Source organism: Streptomyces sp. NPDC002577, assembly GCF_053594815.1.
In genome coordinates this window covers 1-21,886 of sequence record NZ_JBSFWK010000006.1, presented here as the reverse complement: position 1 = coordinate 21,886, position 21,886 = coordinate 1, and the positions used below count along the sequence as shown (strand labels likewise).

16 protein-coding genes are annotated in these 21,886 nt (G+C 69.9%); 13 read left to right on the top strand and 3 right to left on the bottom strand.

Translation table 11 applies throughout. From position 1 onward, the window contains the following. The first annotated feature begins 3 nt into the window (after nt 1–3). Genes ACWD4J_RS10805 through ACWD4J_RS10790 form a run of 4 tightly spaced genes read left to right on the top strand, consistent with a single transcriptional unit; the run spans nt 4 to nt 5,101 of the window. Nucleotides 4–2,169, top strand: a complete 2,166-nt coding sequence (locus ACWD4J_RS10805; protein WP_451395001.1) for a beta-galactosidase — start codon at nt 4–6, stop codon at nt 2,167–2,169. Between the two features lie 52 nt (nt 2,170–2,221). Next, complete coding sequence (locus ACWD4J_RS10800) at nt 2,222–2,389, top strand: hypothetical protein (protein ID WP_451395000.1); 168 nt, start codon at nt 2,222–2,224, stop codon at nt 2,387–2,389. Next, complete coding sequence (locus tag ACWD4J_RS10795) at nt 2,344–2,922, top strand: ThuA domain-containing protein (protein WP_451394999.1); 579 nt, start codon at nt 2,344–2,346, stop codon at nt 2,920–2,922. The genes ACWD4J_RS10800 and ACWD4J_RS10795 overlap by 46 nt, the downstream gene beginning before the upstream one ends. A 43-nt stretch (nt 2,923–2,965) precedes the next feature. Beyond that, on the top strand, nt 2,966–5,101 hold the full coding sequence (locus ACWD4J_RS10790) for a glycoside hydrolase family 36 protein (RefSeq protein WP_451394998.1): 2,136 nt from the start codon (nt 2,966–2,968) through the stop codon (nt 5,099–5,101). A 54-nt stretch (nt 5,102–5,155) separates the two neighbouring features. Here the strand turns inward: ACWD4J_RS10790 and ACWD4J_RS10785 are convergent, their stop codons facing one another. Beyond that, on the bottom strand, nt 5,156–7,630 hold the full coding sequence (locus tag ACWD4J_RS10785) for a TIM-barrel domain-containing protein (protein WP_451394997.1): 2,475 nt from the start codon (nt 7,628–7,630) through the stop codon (nt 5,156–5,158). 408 nt (nt 7,631–8,038) lie between these two features. Here ACWD4J_RS10785 and ACWD4J_RS10780 point away from each other — a divergent pair, with 408 nt between their 5' ends. From ACWD4J_RS10780 to ACWD4J_RS10760, 5 genes are all read left to right on the top strand, one after another. Then, entirely contained in the window at nt 8,039–9,349 is a 1,311-nt protein-coding gene (locus tag ACWD4J_RS10780) for an enolase C-terminal domain-like protein (protein ID WP_451394996.1), read from the top strand. Between the two features lie 32 nt (nt 9,350–9,381). After that, entirely contained in the window at nt 9,382–10,347 is a 966-nt protein-coding gene (locus ACWD4J_RS10775; RefSeq protein WP_451394995.1) for an ABC transporter permease, read from the top strand. Continuing rightward, complete coding sequence (locus ACWD4J_RS10770; protein ID WP_451394994.1) at nt 10,344–11,342, top strand: carbohydrate ABC transporter permease; 999 nt, start codon at nt 10,344–10,346, stop codon at nt 11,340–11,342. Before ACWD4J_RS10775 ends, ACWD4J_RS10770 begins: the two co-directional genes overlap by 4 nt. Nucleotides 11,343–11,393: 51 nt before the next feature. Then, nucleotides 11,394–13,049, top strand: a complete 1,656-nt coding sequence (locus ACWD4J_RS10765) for an ABC transporter substrate-binding protein (protein ID WP_451394993.1) — start codon at nt 11,394–11,396, stop codon at nt 13,047–13,049. A gap of 83 nt (nt 13,050–13,132) precedes the next feature. Further along, entirely contained in the window at nt 13,133–15,694 is a 2,562-nt protein-coding gene (locus ACWD4J_RS10760; protein WP_451394992.1) for a glycoside hydrolase family 2 TIM barrel-domain containing protein, read from the top strand. A gap of 41 nt (nt 15,695–15,735) precedes the next feature. Here ACWD4J_RS10760 and ACWD4J_RS10755 read toward each other — a convergent pair whose 3' ends face one another. Further along, nucleotides 15,736–16,407 carry a phosphotransferase gene (locus ACWD4J_RS10755; RefSeq protein WP_451395255.1) on the bottom strand — a complete coding sequence of 224 codons (672 nt, stop codon included), beginning with the start codon at nt 16,405–16,407 and terminating at the stop codon, nt 15,736–15,738. 33 nt (nt 16,408–16,440) lie between these two features. Here ACWD4J_RS10755 and ACWD4J_RS10750 point away from each other — a divergent pair, with 33 nt between their 5' ends. The 4 genes from ACWD4J_RS10750 (at nt 16,441) to ACWD4J_RS10735 (ending at nt 20,516) form a co-directional block, all read left to right on the top strand. Further along, a complete protein-coding gene (locus ACWD4J_RS10750; protein WP_451395266.1) occupies nt 16,441–16,566 on the top strand; it encodes a hypothetical protein in 126 nt (41 codons plus the stop codon). A 108-nt stretch (nt 16,567–16,674) separates the two neighbouring features. Further along, entirely contained in the window at nt 16,675–17,019 is a 345-nt protein-coding gene (locus ACWD4J_RS10745) for a glycoside hydrolase family 95-like protein (protein ID WP_451394991.1), read from the top strand. A 119-nt stretch (nt 17,020–17,138) separates the two neighbouring features. Beyond that, on the top strand, nt 17,139–18,137 hold the full coding sequence (locus ACWD4J_RS10740; RefSeq protein ID WP_451394990.1) for a glycoside hydrolase family 43 protein: 999 nt from the start codon (nt 17,139–17,141) through the stop codon (nt 18,135–18,137). 69 nt (nt 18,138–18,206) lie between these two features. Beyond that, a complete protein-coding gene (locus ACWD4J_RS10735) occupies nt 18,207–20,516 on the top strand; it encodes a beta-L-arabinofuranosidase domain-containing protein (protein ID WP_451394989.1) in 2,310 nt (769 codons plus the stop codon). A 161-nt stretch (nt 20,517–20,677) separates the two neighbouring features. Here the strand turns inward: ACWD4J_RS10735 and ACWD4J_RS10730 are convergent. After that, on the bottom strand, nt 20,678–21,886 hold a 1,209-nt coding region (locus ACWD4J_RS10730; RefSeq protein ID WP_451394988.1), incomplete at its 5' end, for a non-reducing end alpha-L-arabinofuranosidase family hydrolase.

The window sequence follows — 21,886 nt, the reverse complement described above, 5'->3', positions numbered from 1 at the left end:
CGCATGACATCTCTGCCCCCGCGCGTCCTGTTCGGCGCCGCCTACTACCACGAGTACCAGCCCTACGAGCGACTGAAGACCGACCTCGATCTGATGGCGGAGGCGAAGTTCACCGTCATCAGGGTCGGCGAGTCGGTCTGGTCCACCTGGGAGCCGGAGAACGGGCGCTTCGAGCTGGACTGGCTGCGGCCGGTTCTCGACGGCGCCCACGAACGCGGCATATCCGTCGTCCTGGGGACCCCGACCTACGCGGTGCCGCCGTGGCTGGCCCGGCAGTACCCGGAGATCGCCGCCGAGGACGCCGCCGGCCACCCCGCCGCGTGGGGCGCCCGCCAGGAGGTCGACATCACCCACCCGGCGTTCCTCTTCCACGCGGAGCGGGTGATCCGCGCGATCGTGGCCCGCTACGCCTCCCACCCCGCGGTCATCGGCTTCCAGGTCGACAACGAGCCCGGCCCGCGGCTGCCGCACAACCACGGCGTCTTCCAGCGGTTCGTGGACGACCTGCGGCAGCGCTACGGCGATGTGGAGACCCTCAACCGCGAGTGGGGGCTGGTGTACTGGTCGCACCGGCTGACCACATGGGCCGACCTGTGGAAGCCGGAGGGCAACGCCCAGCCCCAGTACGACCTGGCCTGGCAGGCGTTCCAGGCGCGCCGGACCACCGAGTTCATCGCCTGGCAGGCGGCCATCGTGCGCGAGTACGCACGCCCGGAGCAGTTCGTCACCACCTGCCTCGCCTACGGCTCCCCCGGCCTGGAGGACGACGAACTCACCGACGCACTGGACGTCACCGCGGGCAACCCGTACTACGACATGCAGGACAGTCTCACGATGCCCGAGCCGCCGCGCGAGAAGCTGCCGCAGCAGTGGATGGCGTACGGGGCATGGGCGCTGCACCGGAGCGCCGACCGGATCTACTCCTCGCGCCAGGAGCCGTTCCTCATCACGGAGACCAACGCCCAGGCCATCGGCGGCCCCTCCGACAACCGGCCCGCCTTCGACGGCCAGTGGCGGCAGGCCGCGTGGGCACTGGTCGCACGCGGCGCCCGCATGATCGAGTACTGGCACTGGCACACCCTGCACTTCGGCACCGAGACATACTGGGGCGGGATCCTTCCGCACAGCGGACGACCGGGCCGCGTCTACGCCGAACTCGCCCGGCTGGGCGGCGAGTTCGAGCGCGCGGGCGATCTCGTCGCCGGAATCACCCCGGATGCCGACATCGCCATGGTGTACTCCGCGCCCAGCAAGTGGCTGATGCGCAAGCACCCGCCGCTCTCGGCCCCGGACGGCGGCCCGGACGCGGGCGCGTACGAGGGGATCTTCGACCCGTTCTATCGAGGAGCGTTCGAGGCGGGACGCCAGGTACGGATCCTGCACGCCCGCCAGCTGCACGACCCCTGCGGCGAACTCCCGGGAATCGCCCCCGAGGCGGCGGCCGAGCGGCACCCCGTCCTCATCGCGCCGGGGCTGTACGTGGCGGACGACGGCATGCTCGACTGGCTCGCCGCCTACGCCGAGGCGGGCGGCCACCTCGTGCTCGGGCCGCGCACCGGTTACGGCGACCACGAGGCGCGGGCACGCCACGAGGTGACGCCGGCGCGCCTGGTGCAGGCCGCGGGCGTGCGCTACGACGAGTTCAGCAACCTCCACACAGACCTGCCGCTGCGCTCCACCCCGGGCAGCCCCCTCATGCTGGGCGCCGGCGCCGTGGCGACCCGGTGGGTCGAGGGGCTCGCCGTGGACGACGCCGACGTCCTCGCCACGTACGAGCACCCGCACTTCGGGCGGTGGCCCGCCGTCACCACCCGCCGTCACGGCGCGGGACGCGTCACCTGTGTCGGGACCGTGCCTGGGCGCGAGCTCGCCCGCGCGCTCGCCGCGTGGCTCGCACCCGCCCCGTGCGCCGGCTGGCGGGAGCTGCCGGACTCCGTCACCGTCGCGACCGGCACCGCCGAGGACGGGCGGCGCGTCCACGTGGTCCACAACTGGAGCTGGGAGCCCGCCGTCGCCCAGGCACCCGAGGACGTCGACCTGACCGACGCCCTGGACGGCGGCGCCGTCCCGGCCGGCACGCCCGTGCGGCTCGGCGCCTGGGACGTCCGCGTCCTCGCCACCGAGCCCGCGTCCCGCCCTTCCCCCGCCTCCTCTGGGGAGGTCCGGTGACATCCGCCAAGCGTGCCCTGGTCGTCCGCGGGGCTGGGACGGGCACGTCCCCGTGGCCGCCACCGACCGCTACGTCACCGCGCTCAAGGCGGACGGCTACACGGTGACGGTCTCCGACACCCTCGACAGCTACCTCGACGCGGAACTGCTCGCGGCCACGTACCTGGTGGTGCAGTGCTGGACGATGGGCGAGATCACCGGCCCGCAGGCGGAGGCCTGAGCCGGGCCGTCCGGGCGGGGACCGGCCTGGCCGGCCGGCACGGCGGCATCGTCGACGCGTACCGCGCCGAGACCCGCTATCAGCTGATGACCGGCGGGCAGTTCGTGCACCGCGCACGGGAGTCCACGACCTTAGAGGCGCGACCGGTGCCGGGCATGGCCGATCATCCGGTGCTGGCCGGAACCGGACCGTTCACCGTCACCATCGAGCAGTACTACCTGCAATCGCTTCGACGGCCCGGTGCGCCTCTTGCGGGCCGGGTCGGAGGCCAAGGACTGGGAGGACGTCCCCGTGCGAGTCGGCTACCCGGCCGCGACCGCGGCTACGGCATCGCCGACCTGGCCCGCGCGCACGCCTCCGGCACCCCGCACCGTGCGAGCGGCCGGCTCGCCTACCACGTCCTGGAGGTCATGGAGGTGCTGCTCGCCGCATCCGAAAGTGGACAGGCGCTCCCCGTGACCAGCACCTGCGTGCGGCCCGCGGCCGTACCCGTGCACGCGAGCCGGGCGTTCGCCGCGCGTACCGCCTGTTGACACCCCGGCCAAGAGCACCGAGGAAGAGAAGGGAAACCCGCTCGTGACCGACAACCGCGTTCTCCTCGACTGGGGGCACGATGCACTGCGCCTCGTCATCGATGCGGACCAGGACGGCCGTCCACGGCTCCGCCACGTCGGCGGCCCCGATGCCGCACCGGTGCCGAAGGGCTCGGGGGCGCCGCTGCCGCTGGTCGAGGCGGTCGTGGGCGGCCACGGCCGGCACTGGTCCAGCCAGCGTCTGATCGACAGCGTCATCGGCGCACGGCTGCGCTACCGCAGCCATGACACCCGGCGGGACGGGGACTGGCACCAGCTGACCGTCCGCCTGCACGACCCCGAGACGGGCCTCACCGCGGACGTGGTCTACCGCTCGCCCGACAGCATCCCGGTCCTGCGCGGCCACGTAGAACTGCACAACGGGGGACGGGAACGGATCGACCTGGAGTCGGTCGCCTCCCTGGTGCTGGGCGTGCTGACCACGGACGCCGCGCAGCTCGACACCGCGGACCTGCTCCGGGCGGAGAACGAGTGGCTCGCCGAATACCGCTGGCAGCGGCGCCCGTTGCGGCAGGCCGTCCCGGCGCTCAACGCCCGCGTCCACCGACCCAACGGCAAGGGCTGCTTCACCACCTCCGGGAAGGGCTCCTGGTCCAGCGCGGGTCACCTGCCGATGGGCGGACTGAGCGACCGCCGCACCGGACGGACCTGGCTGTGGCAGATCGAGCACAACGGCGGCGGCTGGCTGTGGGAGTGCGGGGAGCGCGCCGATGCCGCGTTCCTGGCCCTGTCCGGCCCCAGCGACATCGCCCACGGCTGGTCGCACCGGCTGGAACCGGGGGCGAGCTTCACGACCGTCCCCGTCGCTCTCGCCCTCGCCGAGACCGGCGGCGTCGACGAGGCGTTCGCCGCACTCACCCGCTACCGGCGTGCGATCCGCCGCCCGCACCCCGACCACCACCACCTGCCGGTGATCTTCAACGACTACATGAACTGCCTGATGGGTGACCCGACCACGGCCCGGCTGCTGCCGCACATCGACGCCGCCGCCGAGGCCGGCGCCGAGTACTTCGTCATCGACGCCGGCTGGTACGACGACGAGAACGGCGGCTGGTGGGACAGCGTCGGCGCGTGGGAGCCGGCCGCCTCCCGCTTCCCCGGTGAGCGCGGCATCCACGAGGTCCTGGACCGCATACGGGGGCACGGCATGGTCCCGGGGCTGTGGCTGGAGCCCGAAGTGGTGGGCGTGCGCAGCCCGGTGGCCGCGGCCCTGCCCGACGAGGCGTTCTTCCGCCGCCACGGCGCCCGCGTCCTGGAGACCGGCCGCTACCACCTCGACCTGCGCCACCCCGCCGCCCGCGGCCACCTGGACCGGGTGGTGGACCGCCTGGTCGGCGAACTGGGCATCGGATACCTCAAGCTCGACTACAACGTGGACCCCGGTTCGGGCACCAGCAGCCACCCCGGGGAGACGCCCGCGGACGGCCTGCTCGGCCACAACCGCGCCCAACTCGACTGGCTGGACGGCATCCTGGACCGCCATCCGCGCCTCGTCCTGGAGAACTGCGCCTCCGGCGGCATGCGCACCGACCACGCCCTCCTCTCCCGCGTCCAGCTGCACTCCACCAGCGATCAGCAGAACCTGCAGCTGTACGCCCCCATCGCGGCAGCCGCCCCCACCGCGGTCACCCCGGAGCAGGGAGCAGTCTGGGCCTATCCGCAGCCCGAGGACTCCCTGGACGAGGTCGCCTTCACCATGGCCAGCGCGCTGCTCGGCCGCATTCACCTGTCGGGCCGCCTCCCCGAACTCGCCCCCGACGCACGCTCCTTGACGCACGAGGCGGTCGCGGTCCACAAGGCGATCCGGAGCGACGTGGCGACCGCGGTGCCCTCCTGGCCGCTGGGCCTGCCCGGCTGGGACGACCCGTGGATCGCCCTGGCCCTGCACACCCCCGACACCGCCTATGTCACGGTATGGCGGCGCCCTGGCGACGGCTCCGAGGACTCGACGGTGCTCCCTCTGCCGAGCCTTCAGGGTGCGCCGGTCCGTGTCGACGTCCTGTACCCCTCCACCACCAAGGCGCGAGCCTCGTGGGACCCGAAGAGCGCGGCGCTCCGTGTGTTCCTCCCGTCGGCCCCTTCAGCGGTACTGCTGCGCCTCTCCGCCCGTCCGGAGTGAACCGTCCGGGCGGGTGGGGACGCGGGACACCGCCCGAGGTCAGGACTGCCGCGACTACGGTCGCGACTGCCGCAAGGGAATCCGCAGCTCCTGGCCCTGCTGCTCGGCGGTGACCCACGGCGCCGACGAGTCGGCCCAGCCTCGGCCGGGCTCGACCAGGCGGGCGCGCAGCGCGCGACGGGCCGGGCGCCCCGGGTAGTCGCCCGCCGGGCGGCCGACGGTCAGCGTGCCGGTCGCCTCGTCCCAGCGCAGCGCGGTGCGCGTGCTCGCACCCTGCTCGTAGCCCCACCCGTCACCCTCGTCCTCGTACAGCTCGAAGGAGCCGTCCGCCCCCGGGAAGACGAAGATGTCCAGATCCTCCGGGCCTGAGTCGGGACGGGCGAGGGGAAGAACCGATCCGGCGCGGGCGTAGGCGGGCAGCCGCTCCAGCGGTGCCGGGGCTTCGATACGGCGGCCGCCCGCGTGGCGGGCGCCGTCCCAGACGTCCACCCAGTCCGTGCCGTCGGTCGCCGAGGGCAGCAGCACACCGCGGCTGCGCGGGGCGTCGCGCACCGGGACCGCACCGGGTCCGTACCGCTGTGGCCTCGTCACCGGGCAGACCATCAACGCCGGGCCGAGCATGAACTGGTCGTCCACGGCGGTCACTTCCGGGGCGTCGCCGAAGTCGAAGGCGAGCGGCCGGAACATCGTGCCGTTCTCGGACGTCACCTGTGCGGCGAGGGAGTAGAGGTAGGGGACCAGCGCCTTGCGCAGGCGGATGAACCGGACCAGCGTCTCGTAGACCGGGTCGCCCGGTTCGCCGTAGTGCCAGATCTCGCGCGGTGTGCCGGTGCCGTGTGGGCGCAGCATCGGCAGGAAGGTGGCGTACTGGAACCAGCGCAGGAAGAGTTCGCGGTAGCCGGGGTCCTCCGCACCCGTGTCGAAGTCGCCGCGCAGGAACCACGCCGCGTCCATGCCGGGGATGACCCTGCCGGGGAAGAAGGCCCCGACGTCGGTGGTCCAGTACGGCAGGCCGGAGGCGGCGAAGCTCAGTCCCTCGGCGACCTGGCGGCGCAGCGTCTCCCAGGTAGCGCTGGTGTCGCCGGACCAGCTGAACGTGGCGTAGCGCTGCTGGCCGGCGTAGGCGGACCGGGTCAGGTTGAGCACCCGCTTGGGACTGCCGGTGGCCCGCTGCCCCTCCCAGATCCCGCGGCTGTGCAGGAGTGAGTAGGCGTTGCTGCGGGCCGCTCCCAGGTAGCGCTCGGCCTCCGTGGTGTTGATGCGCATCCGCTCCTCGGGGGACGGCTCCGTCGCACCGTTCCAGTCGGCCTCGAAGGGTTCCGAGCAGTCGGTCCACCAGGCATCGATGCCCTTGGCGAACAGGGCCGTCTCGGCCTGCTTCCAGTACAGGGCGCGGGCGTTCGTGTCGAAGGCGTCATAGGTGGTTCCGTTGGCCAGCAGTGCGTCAGCGGCGGCGAGTTCTCGCTGGTCGGGGCCGTCGCCATGGTGGTGCGGCCAGATGGAGACCATCAGTCGGGTGCCCATGGCGTGCAGGCGGCGGCACAGGTCGTCGGGGTCCGGGAAGCGCGCCGGGTCGAGGGATTTCTGCCCCCACAGACCGTCCGGCCAGGACATCCAGTCGAGCACGATGCCCTCCAGCGGCAGCCCCAGCTCGGCGTAGCGGCGGGCCACCGCCAGCAGTTCCTCCTGGTCGTGGTAGCGCTCCTTGGACTGGAGGTAGCCGAAGGCCCAGCGCGGCGGCATCGGCGCGGCCCCGGTCACCTGCCGGTAGCGGCGGACCACGTCGTGGAGGCCGGGTCCCGCCAGCACGAAGTAATCGAGTTCCGGCACGCAGGCGGCCTGGAGACGGCAGCCTGCCGCGTCGTCCTGGAAGGTCATCGCGCTGTAGCCGTGCCACAACAGGCCCCAGCCGCGGGGAGAGGCCAGGAAGGGAATGCTGACCTTGAGATTGTGCTGGTACAGGTACTGCGTCGTGCCCCGCCGGTCGAGTCGGCCCTCCTCGTGCTGGCCGAGGCCGTACAGGGCTTCGCCGTCGGTGAGCCGCAGTCCGAGGCCTGCCCGGTAGCCGGGAGCGGAACCGGGAGTGGAGCCGGGAGCGGCACCCGGAGTGGAACCGGGAGTGGAGCCGTTCGAGGTGCCCGGTGTGCGGAGCTCCATCCGGATCGCGTCTGCCTCCACCTCGCTGAAGAGCGGTTTCCCGGCGGGGTCGCGGTAGCTGAGCCGCCCCGTGGCGAGGTCGACGGCAAGGGCCAGCGCCCCGTCGGACATGACCAGCTCGTCGGGCTTCTCGTCGAGCGTGAAGGGTCCGGGTCGTCGCTCGCGGCGCGGATCGAGCATCGGGCCGTCGGCCAGGACGGGGGCGCCGTCAGACGCGGGGCGGGCTGCGACCCGCAGAATGCCGGGCCCCTCCCAGACCGCCCGCAGGGACAGTCCGCGGCAGGTCAGCCGTACTCCGTCCGCCGTCCGCTCCCACCGCACGGGTCGATCGCCGGTGCCCATGGCCTTCTTGCTTCCCTTGGTTTCCGCCATGACACGCACGCTAGGAGCGGCCGCGCGGCATGCGCGTGGGAAGAATTCGTCGTCTGCTGGTCGATTCTCGGCATGAGGTGGTCCGTCGGGTGCGGCGAGCCGGCCGGTCCACGCGGTCCTGACGGACCAGGAGGCAACGCCGGCGAGACATCCCATGGCATCGATACGCAGAGGATGTCCGCACCACCGACAACTACCCTAGATTAAGCGGATATTTCCTGCTCAGTCGATGTCAATGCAGCCTTCTCGTGTGCGAAGTATGGACACGACTCCCCGGCGGCCTTATAAATCCATCCCATGTCAAACGTCGGCCGTAGCCGTGCCGACACATCCCTGACACGTGTCGAGGGGCGGTTCCCCCGACCGCGAGACACCCTCCCGCTGAGCGAACCGAGGACGTATCACGCGATGACTGAACAGATCTGCGCTGTCGAAGCGGTTGATGTCCGCTTCCCCACGTCGCGCGAGCTCGACGGGTCCGACGCGATGAACCCGGAACCCGACTACTCGGCCGCCTACGTCACCCTCCGCACGAGCACCGGCGGCGCGGGCCACGGGCTGGCCTTCACCGTGGGCCGCGGCAACGATGTCCAGGTCGCCGCGATCAAGGCACTTGCCCCGCTGGTCGTCGGGCTGCCCGTGCGGGAAGTCCTCGCGGATCCGGGCGGGTTCTCGCGCCGGCTCACCGATGACAGCCAGTTACGCTGGCTCGGGCCGCACAAGGGCGTCGTCCACATGGCGGCCGCGGCCCTCGTCAACGCGGTCTGGGACCTGTACGCGAAGCGCGAGGGCAAGCCGGTCTGGCGCCTGCTGGCGGAGCTGTCCCCCGAGCGGCTCGTCGACCTCGTCGACTTCCGCTACCTCAAGGACGCACTCACCCGCGACGAAGCGCTCGGCATCCTGCGCCGCGCCGAGCCCGGACGCGCCGAGCGCACCCGCCTGCTGCTGGAGCGCGGCTATCCGGCCTACACGACGACGCCCGGCTGGCTCGGGTACGACGACGACAAGCTGGTGAGGCTGTCGAAGGAGGCGGTCGCCGACGGGTTCCGTCAGATCAAACTGAAGGTCGGCGCCGATCCCGACGAAGACCTGCGCCGGATGCGCCTGGCCCGGGAGGCCGTCGGCCCCGACGTCAGGATCGCCGTCGACGCCAACCAGGCCTGGGGCGTGGGGCAGGCGATCGACCGGATGCGGGCGCTCGCGCCGTTCGCCCCGTACTGGATCGAGGAGCCCACCTCCCCCGACGACGTCCTCGGGCACGCCGCCATCCGCCGGGCGATCCACCCGGTCAAGGTCGCCACCGGCGAACACGTCCACAACCAGGTCATGTTCAAACAGTTCCTCCAGGCCGGCGCCCTCGACGTCCTGCAGCTGGACGCGAGCCGGACCGCCGGCGTCACCGAGAACGTGGCCGTGCTGCTGCTTGCCGCGAAGTTCGGCGTCCCGGTCTGTCCGCACGCCGGGGGCGTCGGCCTGTGCGAGATGGTGCAGCACCTGGCGATGTTCGACTTCGTGGCCGTGAGCGGCTCCACGGAGGGCCGCGAGATCGAGTACATCGACCACCTCCACGAGCACTTCGCCGATCCCGTCCGCGTCCGTGACGGCCACTACCTGGCGCCCACCGCCCCCGGCCTCGGCGCCGAGCTCCTGCCGGACGTCGTGGCCGCCCACCGCTACCCGCAGGGCCGGGTCTGGAGCAGTCAGGAGCCGGTGGCATGACACCAATCAACTCGTTGCAAGAGGAGCGAAAGTTGACCCGGCCCCCCTCTCCCGGGAAGCAGGGCAAGGGACTGACGAAGACCAGCGCATGGCAGCGTGCACGGCGCAGTCTGCGCCGTCACTGGACGCTGTACGCGCTGATGCTGGTGCCGCTGACGCACCTGCTGGTGTTCAAGTACATCCCGATGGCCAACGGCGTGATCGCGTTCAAGGACTACAACGTGATCCAGGGCGTCTGGGGCAGCCCGTGGGTCGGCCTCCGGCACTTCCAGGCGTTCCTGGCGAACCCGATGTTCTGGGAGCTGGTGCAGAACACCTTCCTGCTGTCCTTCTACGCCGTCCTCGCAGCGTTTCCGATCCCGATCATCCTGGCGCTCGCCCTGAACGAGATCCGGCAGGGCCTGTTCAAGCGCACGGTCCAGATGGTGACGTACGCGCCGTACTTCATCTCCACGGTCGTCGTCGTCTCCATGATCATCATGATCCTTTCGCCCAAGGTCGGGCTCACCAGCCACGTCTTCGGATTCTTCGGCGTCGACGCCGTCGACCTGCTCGCCGACCCGTCCTACTTCCGGCACATCTACGTCTGGTCCGACATCTGGCAGACGGCCGGCTACTCCGCGGTGATCTATCTGGCCACCCTCGCCGGCGTCGACCAGTCCCTCTACGAGGCGGCCCGTGTGGACGGCGCCTCGCGGCTGCAGAAGATCTGGCACGTGGACCTGCCGAGCATCATGCCGACCGCGGTGATCGTCCTCATTCTGGCGGTCGGCAACATCATGGCGATCGGGTTCGAGAAGGCGTTCCTCCTCCAGAACCCGCTGAACCTCTCCGCCTCGGAGATCATCGCCACCTACGTCTACAAGACCGGACTGCTCAACGCGGACTTCAGCCAGGCGACCGCGGTCGGACTGCTCAACTCGGCCGTCAACCTCTGCCTGCTCGTCTTCGTGAACGTCATCGCCAAGCGCGTCACCGGAAGCGGGGTGTGGTCATGAGCCGGACCCATGACACGGCAGTGGCCGAAGTGGACTGGCCCGACGAGGAGTTGGTGCGCGGATCACGTCCGGGCCGGCCGCGCCGCCTCCCCGTCCTGCGGCGGGCGCCCCGCCGGATCCAGGAGACCCGCGTCGACCGGATATTCCTGTTCTGCACGTACCTCCTGCTGCTGACGTTCCTCGCGGTCGTACTGCTGCCGCTGCTGAACATCCTCGCCAGCTCCTTCAGCGACCCCACCGCCGTGTCCTCGGGCCAGGTCCTGTTCTGGCCGGTCGACTTCACGTGGCAGGGCTACAAGGTGGCGTTGAGCGACCCGCAGATCGTCACGGGTTTCCTCAACTCGCTCTTCTACACGGTCGTCGGGACGCTCATCAGCGTCGCGCTCACCATCGCACTGGCCTTCCCGCTGTCGCGCAAGAGCCTGTTCGGGCGTGGTCCCGTGATGGGCGCGGTGGTGTTCACCATGCTGTTCTCCGGGGGCCTCATCCCCACGTATCTGGTGGTCCAGGAACTGGGCATGCTCAACACCCGCTGGGCGCTGGTCGTCCCGCAGGCCATCGGCGTGTGGCAGGTGGTCATCGCCAGCACGTACTTCCGCACAATGATCCCCGACGAGCTGTACGAGGCGGCCCAGCTCGACGGCTGCGGTGATCTGCGCTTCCTGTGGAAGATCGCCCTGCCGCTGGCCAAGCCGATGATCGCGGTGATCGCGCTGATGTACGCCATCGTCCAGTGGAACGGCTACTTCGACGCCCTGCTCTATCTCAGGGACTCGGACCTGTATCCGATCCAGCTGGTGCTGCGCAACGTCCTCATTCTCAACAACGACGCCGGCAGCGCCTCGAACGCGGCGGAGATGCTGCAACGGCAACACATGGCCGACCTGCTCAAGTACTCCCTGATCGTGATCGCCAGCGTGCCGGTGCTGCTCATCTACCCGTTCGTCGCACGCTACTTCACCAAGGGAATCATGATCGGCGCGATCAAGGGCTGAGCCGGTTCGCTCCCACTTCTTCTCCCCGTACATCACTGAAGGGACCTCGTCATGCCTCGTTCACCCCGGCTCACCAAAGTGGCGTCCGCCGGCGCGCTGCTCGCCACCCTCGCCGCCTGTACCAGTGGCTCTCCCGCCCCGGGCGCCGACGCGTCCAAGCCGCTTCCCAAGATCACGGGCAATCCCCACGTCACCCTTGACGTCTTCGCCCCCCAGGGCAGCGACGGCGGCCTCAAGAACAACGCCTTCACCAAGGTGTTGGAGAAGAAGTTCAACATCACCCTGCGATGGCAGACCACGACCTACGACGCCACGTCCGCTAAGGAGAAGCGCCAGATATCCCTGGCGAGCGGCGATCTGCCCGATCTGTACCTGCTGGTCCCGTGGGTCGACCAGTTCTCGCAGACCGAACTCCTCAAGCTGTCCCGCCAGGGCGTCATCCAGCCCCTGGACCAGCTCATCAAGCAGTACGGGCCGAACATCCAAAAAGCCTTCGAGGCGGAGCCCGCCTACCGGCGGATGGCGACGGCCCCCGACAAGCACATCTACGGCATACCGCAGTGGGTGGACTGCTACCACTGCTCGTACTACGGCAAGCTGTGGCTCAACACCACCTGGCTGAAGAAGCTCGGCCTCAAGCAGCCCCAGACGCCCGAGGAGTTCCGCGACGTCCTGCGCGCCTTCAAGAACGACGACCCGAACGGCAACGGCAAGGCGGACGAGATCGCGCTGAGCGGCAACGTGACGGACTCGGTCATCAACTACCTGATGAACGCCTTCACCTACGCGCCCATGGCCACGACGGTGGACGCCAACCCCACGCTCGTCCTGCGCGACGGCAAGACCGACATCCAGGCGAACAAGGACGAATGGCGTGAAGGCCTGAAGTACATCAGGTCCCTCTACAAGGAAGGCCTGATCGACAGCGGATCCTTCACCCAGAACGGAGACGCCCTGCGACGGCTGGGCGACAACGCGGGGGCAGTACGCCTGGGCGCCGTCACGACCGGCAACCTCGCCCAGTACGTGACGATCGGCCAGAAGGACGGCCGGGACAAACAGTACGACCCGCTGCCGCCCCTGAAGGGCCCCGACGGAACCCAGTACACGGACTACTTCTCGCCGTCCATGCCGGGCGCCACCTTCGTCCTCACCAACAAGGCCACCCAGACCGAGCAGATCCAGGCCATGAAGATGCTCGACTACATCTACACGGACAAGGGCAGGCTCGACAGCACCTTCGGGCCGCAGGGATGGACCGACGCGGCGGCAGGAGAGACAGGCACCGACGGGAAGCCGGCCGAGTTCAAGGCCGTCGCGAACCCCCCGAAGAACGGCGGCTGGGGACCGCTGGCCCAATACAACAACACCGCCGATTTCCGCACCGCGCAGACGGCCGCCAAGGACATCAAGTCCCCCGAGGGCTACGAGCGCCGCCTCTACGAGGCGACCAAACTGTATGAGCCGTACGCCCCCAAGGACCTGATCTTCCCGTTCGAGTCGACCTGGATCGACCCCTCCAAGGCGCAGGAACTCGCCACCCTGCAGACCAACATCGGCACCTTCGTCCAGCAGAGCAACGTGCAGTTCATCACCGGCAAGAAGTCCCTCGACGCGGACTGGGACACCTACAAGGCCGACCTGGACAAGCTCGGCCTGAAGCAGTTCCTGAAGCTGTACCAAGAGGCGTACGACGCCTCGCACTGACCGCCCGCCGGCACCGCACCCACCTCTCATACGCCCGGCTGCCGCACGCGTACCGGGGCCGGAAGAACGACTGACGAGGACACATGCGACGACGCACCAACATCAACCGCGACTGGCGTTTCGCCCTCGGCGACCCGCCGGACGCTGCGCGCACGGACTTCGACGACAGTGACTGGCGGCCGACCGGACTGCCCCACTCCTTCAGCCTGCCTTACTTCCAGGAGTCGACGTTCTACGTCGGCGCCGGCTGGTACCGGCGCGAGCTCGACCTGGACGAGGTGGCTGTGTCGGGGGTGGTCCGGCTGGAGTTCGAGGGCGCGTTCCAGGTGGCCGACGTGTACGTCAACGGGGCACACACCGGTCACCACGAAGGCGGGTACACGGGCTTCCCGGTCGACATCACCGCCCATGTGCGGGCGGGCCGCAACGTCCTTGCGGTCCGCGTCGACAACACATGGAACCCCGAGATCGCACCGCTCGCGGGAGAGCACGTCTTCTCCGGCGGCCTGTACCGGGACGTATGGCTCGACACCCTGAACCCGTTGCACGTCGACTGGTGCGGCACGCGCGTCACCACGCCGGGCGTCGAGCACGGACGCCCCGTGGTGCACGTGGAGGCGGAGGTGCGCAACAGCTCGCCGCACGCGGTCCGGGCACGCCTGACCACCCACGTCCTGGACCCGGACGGCCACCTCGCCGCCACCGTGCACTCGTCGCCTGCGGAGTTCGCCGCCGGGGCAACGGCGACGGTCACGCACCGCACGCGGGCGCTGTCCGCCGTCCGGCTGTGGAGCCCCGAGACACCCCGCCTCTACCGGGCCGTCTCCACCCTCACGGCTCCGGACGGCACAACCCTCGACCGCTACGAAACCCCCTTCGGCTTCCGCCACTTCACCTGGAGCGCGGAGCACGGCTTCTCCCTCAACGGCACCCACCGCTACCTCCTCGGCACCAATGTCCATCAGGACCAAGCGGGTTGGGGCGACGCGGTCACCAACCGCTCCGTCCGACGCGACCTGGACACCGTCAAGGCGGCCGGCTTCGACTTCGTACGCGGCTCGCACTACCCCCATGACCCCGTGTTCACCACACACTCCGACGAGATCGGGCTGCTCGTCTGGTCCGAGTGCGTCTTCTGGGGCACGGGCCCCGGCGGCACCTCGCCGTGGAGCGGTGGCTCCTACCCGGTCGAGGAGAAGCACCGGCCGGGGTTCGAGGCGAGCGTGCGCTCCCAACTCGCCGAGATGATCCGCATCAACCGCAACAGCCCGTCCGTGATCGCCTGGAGCATGGGCAACGAGGCGTTCTTCTGCGACGACGCGGTCCTGCCCGAGGTCCGCCGCTTCCTCTCCGAACTCGTCGAGCTGTCCCACGAGTTGGACGCGACCCGTCCTGCGGCCGTCGGCGGTGTCCAGCGCGGCGGCACCGACCGCATCGGCGATCTCGCGGGCTACAACGGCGACGGCGCCTGGCTCTTCCCCGACCCGGGGGTGCCGAATCTCGTCTCCGAGTACGGCTCGGTGATCACTGACCGGCCCGGCCCGTACGCCCCCGGATGGGGCGACCTGGCCAAGGAGTACGAGCCCTCCGGCGACACCCCGTTCCCGTGGCGGCAGCCCTGGCGCAGCGGCGAGGCCGTGTGGTGCGGCTTCGACCACGGCAGCATCGCCGGCCGGCACTTCGGCTCCATGGGCCTGGTCGACTACGCGCGCCTGCCCAAACGCTCCTGGTACTGGTACCGCGCCCACTATCGCCACATCCCCCCGCCCGCCTGGCCGAACCCCGGCGAGCCCGCGCGGCTGCGGCTGTCCGCGGACCGCACCGTCCTGGAACACGCGGACGGGACCGACGACATCCATGTGACGGTCACCCTCACCGACACCGCGGGACATCCGGTCTCGGCCTGCGCGCCCGTGACCCTGACCATCGAGCACGGTCCGGGCGAGTTCGCCACCGGCCACCGCATCCGCTTCGTGCCGGATGATCCGGAAGCTCCGGGTGGTCCGGGCGGTCCGGAAGGGAACACCCTGTGCGCGCTGCGCGACGGAGCAGCCGCGGCGTTCTTCCGCTCGTACCACGCGGGCACGACCCTCATCCGAGCCACCTCCGAGAACCTCCCGGACGCGGTCCTGGAACTGCGGACGGGGGACGGACCGCCCCTGGACGGCCCGTCCCCCGTCCCCCTCGACCGCCACCCGACACCGCCCACCGCCGCAGCGCCACCGCCAGGTGGTCACACCGTCTTCGGCCGGGACAACCCGACAAGGTGCAGCAGCCACCTCCCCGGCCGCGCCTCGCTCCACGTCAACGACGGTGCGCCGGAGACGTCTTGGGCTCCCTCGGCCCTGGACCCTGCGCCGTGGGTGGCCGTCGACCTGGAGCGTCTGGTGACGGTCAGCGGCGTGCGGGTGGAGTTCACGGAACCCGGTCCGCACCGCTTCGTCGTCGAGGCGTCCCGCGACCGGGACACCTGGACCGAGATCGCCGCCCCCGTTCACGCTTCGCCAAGCGACGCCTCCACGCGGCACCATCTCGAAGCCACCGAGACGGTGGCCCTCCAGGTCCGGGTGCGCCTGCTGCACCCGCACGATGACGCCGACGAGGCGCCGGGCATCGTCGCCCTGTCCGTCCTCGGCCGCCTGTGAGCGGCCGCCGGGCGGTGTCCCGCGAGCGCCAGGGTCTCAGGTCAGGTCAGGTCACGCCATGGCTTCTCCGGTGCCGACGCGTAGAACCGGAGCAGGCCGAGGAGGCGGGAGGCAGGGGGTGCGGTCCAGTGCCGTGCACCGGGGTTGGCCGCCGGGTTCACCAACCGGCCCAGGGACCACACGAGATGGTGGCGCAGGATCCTCGCCTCCCACGCGGAGCCGGCGTTGTCCGCGGAACCTGCGGACGGTTCTTCTCCGTTCTCCTCCCGGTATCCCTTGAGCATGGTCACCACGTCCGCCAGCGGCGTCTTGGCGAACTCGACCGCGGGGTCGGCCCACACGGCATCGCCCCAGTCGACCAGTCCGCCGAGGTCCGCGGAGTCCGGGGACACCATGATGTTCTGCGGTGCGATGTCGCCGTGCAGCAGGACGTGCGGGGACGTGCCCTGTAGGTGCGAGGACAGCCGGTCGAGCCCTCCGACGAGCCACTCCTGCGCCCCGCATCGATCATTCCGCCCGCCCGAAGCCGGGCGACCAGCTCCCGAGGATCCTCCCCGTCGTCCTCCACCGGCACGACGCCAACGTTCCCCGGTTCCTGTCCCTGATCCTGATCCTGATCCGCAAGGGCGACGCGATGCAGCCTCGCCAGTTCCCGGCCCACCTGCCGGTAGACGCTCTCCCTCTCGGCCGGGGAAAGCCGCAGCACGCTCCAGACGAACATCGGCACCTTCGTACAGCAGAGCGCGGTGCAGTTCATCACCGGGAGGAAGTCCCTCGACTCCGACTGGGACTCGTACGTCAAGAACATCGACAAGCTCGGGTTGGAGCGCTTCCTGCAGATCTACCAGCAGTCCTACGACAAGTCGCACTGACCTGGTGAGGCCGGTGCCGTCTACCGCCACAGACGGCACCGGCCGCCTCGGCCGACGCCCCGCACGGACGCACGTGCATGGGCCATCGAGAAGAACAAAGGAAATCCCTTGGTCCTTCCCGCACTGCCCGAGCAGTGGGACAAGGGCACGATCACCGGCATCCGGGGCCGGGGCGGAATCCGTGTGCACGGCCTGGCCTGGGATCTGTCCGACGGCACCACGACGGTGACCGTCACCTCGGACCGGACCCAGGACGTCACGCTGATCAGCCGCCGCGGCATCACGGCCGTCACCACCTCCGCACAGGTCGGTCCCTCCATGCTGGGCCCGCGTGCCCGGAACATCTCCCTCGCCGCCGGGCAACGCACACGGATCACGATCTCCCTGCCGACGGACACGTCGGCCCAAGCGCACCGCAGGCCGGAGCAGAGCGGACACGGCCAGGGCGGCTGAAGCCGCTGCCGGCGAGGACACCGCCCAGGGCGCTTCGGCGCGTGCGCCGGTGTCCCTCGCGAGGCCCGCGGATCCCCGCTCTCTCTGGGCCTGCCCCCTCACCACACTCAGGAGTGTTTGTGTATCAGCCGAAACCGGTCTACGTCGGCTATCTGCTCGTCTATTTCGTCGGCAACCCGTCAGTCGACGACGAACGGATCCGGATGGCGCTCAGCCACGGCAACGACCCGTTGCACTACCGGGAACTGAACGACGGAGAACCCGTCCTGACGTCCAGCCTCGGCACCGGGGGGGTGCGCGACCCCTTCGTGATCCGCTCCCCCGACGGCGACAGGTTCCACCTGATCGCAACGGATCTGCGGACATCCGGCGACGCCGAGGACCGGGTGCAGCCCATCTGGGACAGAGCCGAGCGCGCCGGCAGCAAGTCGATCGTGGTGTGGGACTCCTCCGACCTGGTGAACTGGACCGGTCAGCGCCTCGTCACAGTGTCCCCCGACACCGCCGGCAACACTTGGGCGCCGAAGGCCTGCTACGCGGACGAACTCGGCACATACGTCGTCTTCTGGGCCTCGAAGCTCTACGCGGAGGACGACCCCGATCACACGGGCACGACGTACAACAGGATGCTGTACGCCACCACCACGGACTTCCGCACCTTCAGCGAGCCCACCATCTGGCACGATCCGGGGCACGCCGTGATCGACTCAGCCATGATCAAGCACAACGGGGTGTACTACCGCTACACGAAGGACGAGCGGGACCAGTCGCCTTCCGTGCCCGGCGCGAAGCTCATCATCGCCGAGAAGTCCCGCGAACTGACGTCCACCACGTATGACTTCGTGGTCGACCGCATCGGCGAGGGGGCTATCAGCCGTGGTGAGGGCCCGGCCGTGTTCAAGTCGAACACGGAGGAGAAGTGGTACATGTTCATCGACGAGTTCGGGGGGCGCAACTACGTCCCGTTCGAGACCACCGATCTCGACTCCGGGAAGTGGATCCCGTCGACGAGCTATCGACTGCCCCCTGAAGCCAAGCACGGCTCGGTGCTCCCCCTCACCCAGGCGGAGTACGACCGGCTGCTGAGTGCTTACGGTGGGCACGAGAGCGATTCCTGATCACGCACGATCAGTCGCGAAGCTCTCCGCTGCAGGCCCGCAAGGTTCGAACGAAGGAAACGAGCACCGATGCAGTCACTCCCCCGCAGCGCGGTACGCCTTCTTCCCGGCCCGTTCCTGGACGCCCAGGCCACCGCCCTCGACTACCTGCTGTCTCTCGACGCCGACCGGCTCCTCGCACCCTTGCGGCGCGAGGCCGGCCTGCCGCCGGTCGCCGAGTCCTACGGCAACTGGGAGAGCTCCGGTCTCGACGGCCACACCATCGGGCACGCACTGTCGGGCGCCGCTCTCATGAGCGCGGTGACGGACGATCCCCGGCCGAGGGCCATGGTCGATCGTCTGGTTCAGGGCGTCGTCGAGTGCCAGGACGCCCTGGGCACCGGCTACGTCGGAGGCATTCCCGACGGCGTGCGGCTGTGGCAGCGGGTGGCCGCGGGGCAGGTGGAGCGGGACTCGTTCGAGCTCGGTGGTGCCTGGGTGCCGTGGTACAACCTGCACAAGCTCTTCGCCGGCCTGCTGGACGCCCACCGGCACGCCGGCTCAGACCTGGCCCTGACCGCCCTGCGGCGGCTGGCCGACTGGTGGGACCAGGTGGCGGCGGGGATGGACGACGACACCCACGAAGCCATGCTCCGCACGGAGTTCGGTGGGATGTGCGAGGTTCTCGCGGACCTCGCCGACGTCACCGGCACGGACCGGTACGCCGCCCTGGCACGGCGCTTCCTCGACCAGTCACTGCTCCGCCCGTTGCGCGAGCACCGCGACGTCCTCGACGGGATGCACGCCAACACCCAGATCGCCAAGGCGGTCGGGTATCAGCGGCTCGGCGAGGTCGGCGGCGACCACGGCCTGCGGGACGCCGCCCGGTTCTTCTGGCAGACCATGACCAGGCACCGGACGTTCTCCTTCGGCGGCAACTCCGTGCGCGAGCACCTGCACCCCCGCGACGACTTCAGCTCTGCGCTGGAGTCGCCGGAGGGCCCCGAGACCTGCAACACCTACAACATGCTCAAACTGAGCCGCGCGCTGTTCCTCGAAGAGCCGGACGCCGAGGTACTCGACCACTACGAGCGCGCGACGGTCAACCACATCCTCTCGTCCCTGCATCCCAAGGGCGGGCTGGTGTATTTCACACCGGTGCGACCGGGCCACTACCGCGTGGTGTCGACGCCCCAGAACTGCTTCTGGTGCTGCGTCGGCACCGGGCTGGAGAACCACGCGAAGTACGGCGAGTTGGTGTACACCGCCGAGGACGGCGACCTGTTCGTCAACCTCTTCATCGCCTCCCGGCTCAGCCTGCCCGAACAGAACCTGGTGCTCGAGCAGACCGGGACGGCCCCCTACGACAACGCGGTCGGACTCGTGGTACGCGAGGCTCCCGCCGCCCCTGTGGCGATCCACATACGCGTCCCCAGCTGGCACGAAGGGACGCCGCAGGTCCGTATCAACGGCGCACCGCCCGCGGATGGACCCGCCCCGCTCACGACGAGCCGCGGGGCAGGCGGACAGCCCCTGACATACGTGCGTCTCGAGCGGCAGTGGCGCGAAGGGGACACGATCACCCTGCGCCTTCACCCGCGCGTCAGCGCCGAACTGCTCCCCGACGGCTCGCCGTGGGTGTCGTTCCGCTTCGGACCCAGCGTCCTCGCGGCCGAGGGCGACCGCAACGACCTGGTCGGGCTCTTCGCCGACGACTCCAGGATGGGTCACGTCGCCAGCGGCCCGTTGCGCGCCCTGGAGCACCTGCCCGTCGTGCTCGCCCGGACCTCCTCCGATCTGGCGGCCGGCGTGCGCCGACTCGCCCCGGACCGGTTGGCGTTCGCCCTGGATCACATGGACGCGCGACCGGGCGAGTCCGTCACCCTCGTCCCGTTCGCCGGCATCCACGACTCCCGCTACGTCCTCTACTTCCCCGTGGCGGACCCGGAGCGGCTCCAGGAGCGGCGGGCGGAGCTGCACGCGGCCGACGAGGCGGCCCTCACGCTGCACGACCGCACCGTTGACGCCGTTGCCGCCGGCGAGCAACAGCCCGAAAGCGACCACCGGTTCGAGGGACAGGGCACATGGTCGGGCCTCACCGACGGGCTGAGGTGGCGGGCCGCCACCGGCTGGTGGTCCTACCGTCTGACGGACCCGGACGGTGCCGCCACCGGCCTGCAGGTGATCCACCTCGCCGGCGGAAGTGCCGGACCGACCCGCGTACTGATGGACGGGCACATGCTGGGCACGCTCACACCCTCACCGGACCCCGAGGGCGAGGAAGTCTCCCAGGTGTTCCCGCTCGACGCGGACCGTCCTGCCGGGCCCGTCGAGGTCCGGTTCGAAGCGGTCGGCCCTGCAACCACCATCAGGCTGCTCGAAGTGCGCCTGGTGCGCTGACGTGACCCGCCACATGGGAAATCCGGGGGCTCCGCCGGGCAGCGGAGGCCCACCGGGTGCGGCAGGTGCAACCGGCTGCGGTGGCTGCCACGGCAAGCAGCGCCGTCACCCCGCCGGGCGAGTTGTCCGGCGGGGTGCATGGATGATCGAGGTTCGGGCGGTCAGCAGGTGGAGTTGGTCTGGGTGAGCAGGCCCATCCGCCAGGGCAGGCGGATGTAGTCGCCCCCGGCGCCCGGGTCCATGCCCTGGTAGACGTACTGCAGTCGGCACGGATTGATGGCCAGGGTCTGGTCGTTGCCGGCGCGGATCATCTCGCCGTGGCTGATGTCCTCGGTCCAGGCGCCGCCGGGGAAGGTGACGTTGTTGCGGCTGGCGAAGGGTTCGTTCTCCGTGGCGGCCAAGGGTGTCCAGTTCCCGGTGAGGCTGGTGGAGGTGAAGGAGCGGAAGTAGCGCCGGCCTGAGGTGTTGCTGATGGCCTCCTGGAGGAGCAGGTACTGGTTGCTGCCGGCGACCTTGTACACGTTGGTCGCCTCGAACAGGTTGTTCTTGGTGTCCGACATCACCATCTGCGTGTTTCCGAAACCGTTCGGGAAGTCCGACAGGCTGGTCTGGGCGCGGTAGATGTGGCCGTTGTCGTCACTGAAGAACAGGTGGCAGTTGGCCGTGTCGCAGATGACCCAGAAGTCGATCCAGGTGCCGTTGCCCTTGTTCTGGGTGACGATCGGCGGCTCCTGGGAGATGAAGGTGCGCGGCGCGGACCAGGAGCGCGGGTCGGCGGGGTTGGTGCTGGTGGAGTAGGTGGGCGGACCGGTCTGGTAGACCATGTACCACAGGTTCTGCGGCGCGAAGTAGAACGCCTGGGGCGCGGCCCGGTAGCCGGGGCCCATGGGCGAGGTGTCGAGGTAGGTCTGCGGTGCGGAGGCGGCCTGGGACCAGTCATCGAAGTTGAACTGCACCAGGCCCCAGCCGGAAGGGCTGGCGGTGGTCGCAAAGGTCAGCCACTGGTTGTTGTACCGCACGATCGAGAAGTCCTTGATCGCCGCCACGTCGGGGTGCTGGGCGTCCGGCTTCGGGCCGGCCAGAACGCCGCTGGAGGACCACCGGAACGTCGACGGCAGCGCGCTGCTGGCGCTGTCGACTCGGACCAGTTGCCACTGCTGGTTGGCTCCGCCCCAGTCGGTGTACTGCACGACCTTGGCGCCGTCCGCGGTGGAGGCGTTCTCGACCTCGACGGCCTTGCCGCTGTTGCGGCTGAGCAGACGGACGTAACCGTCCGAGGAATCGGCCAGCCGGAACTGCTGGTTGGTGCCGTTGAGGTCGCTCCACTGCACGATGTCCGCGTGGTCGGCGGTGGAGTAGTTGTAGACGTC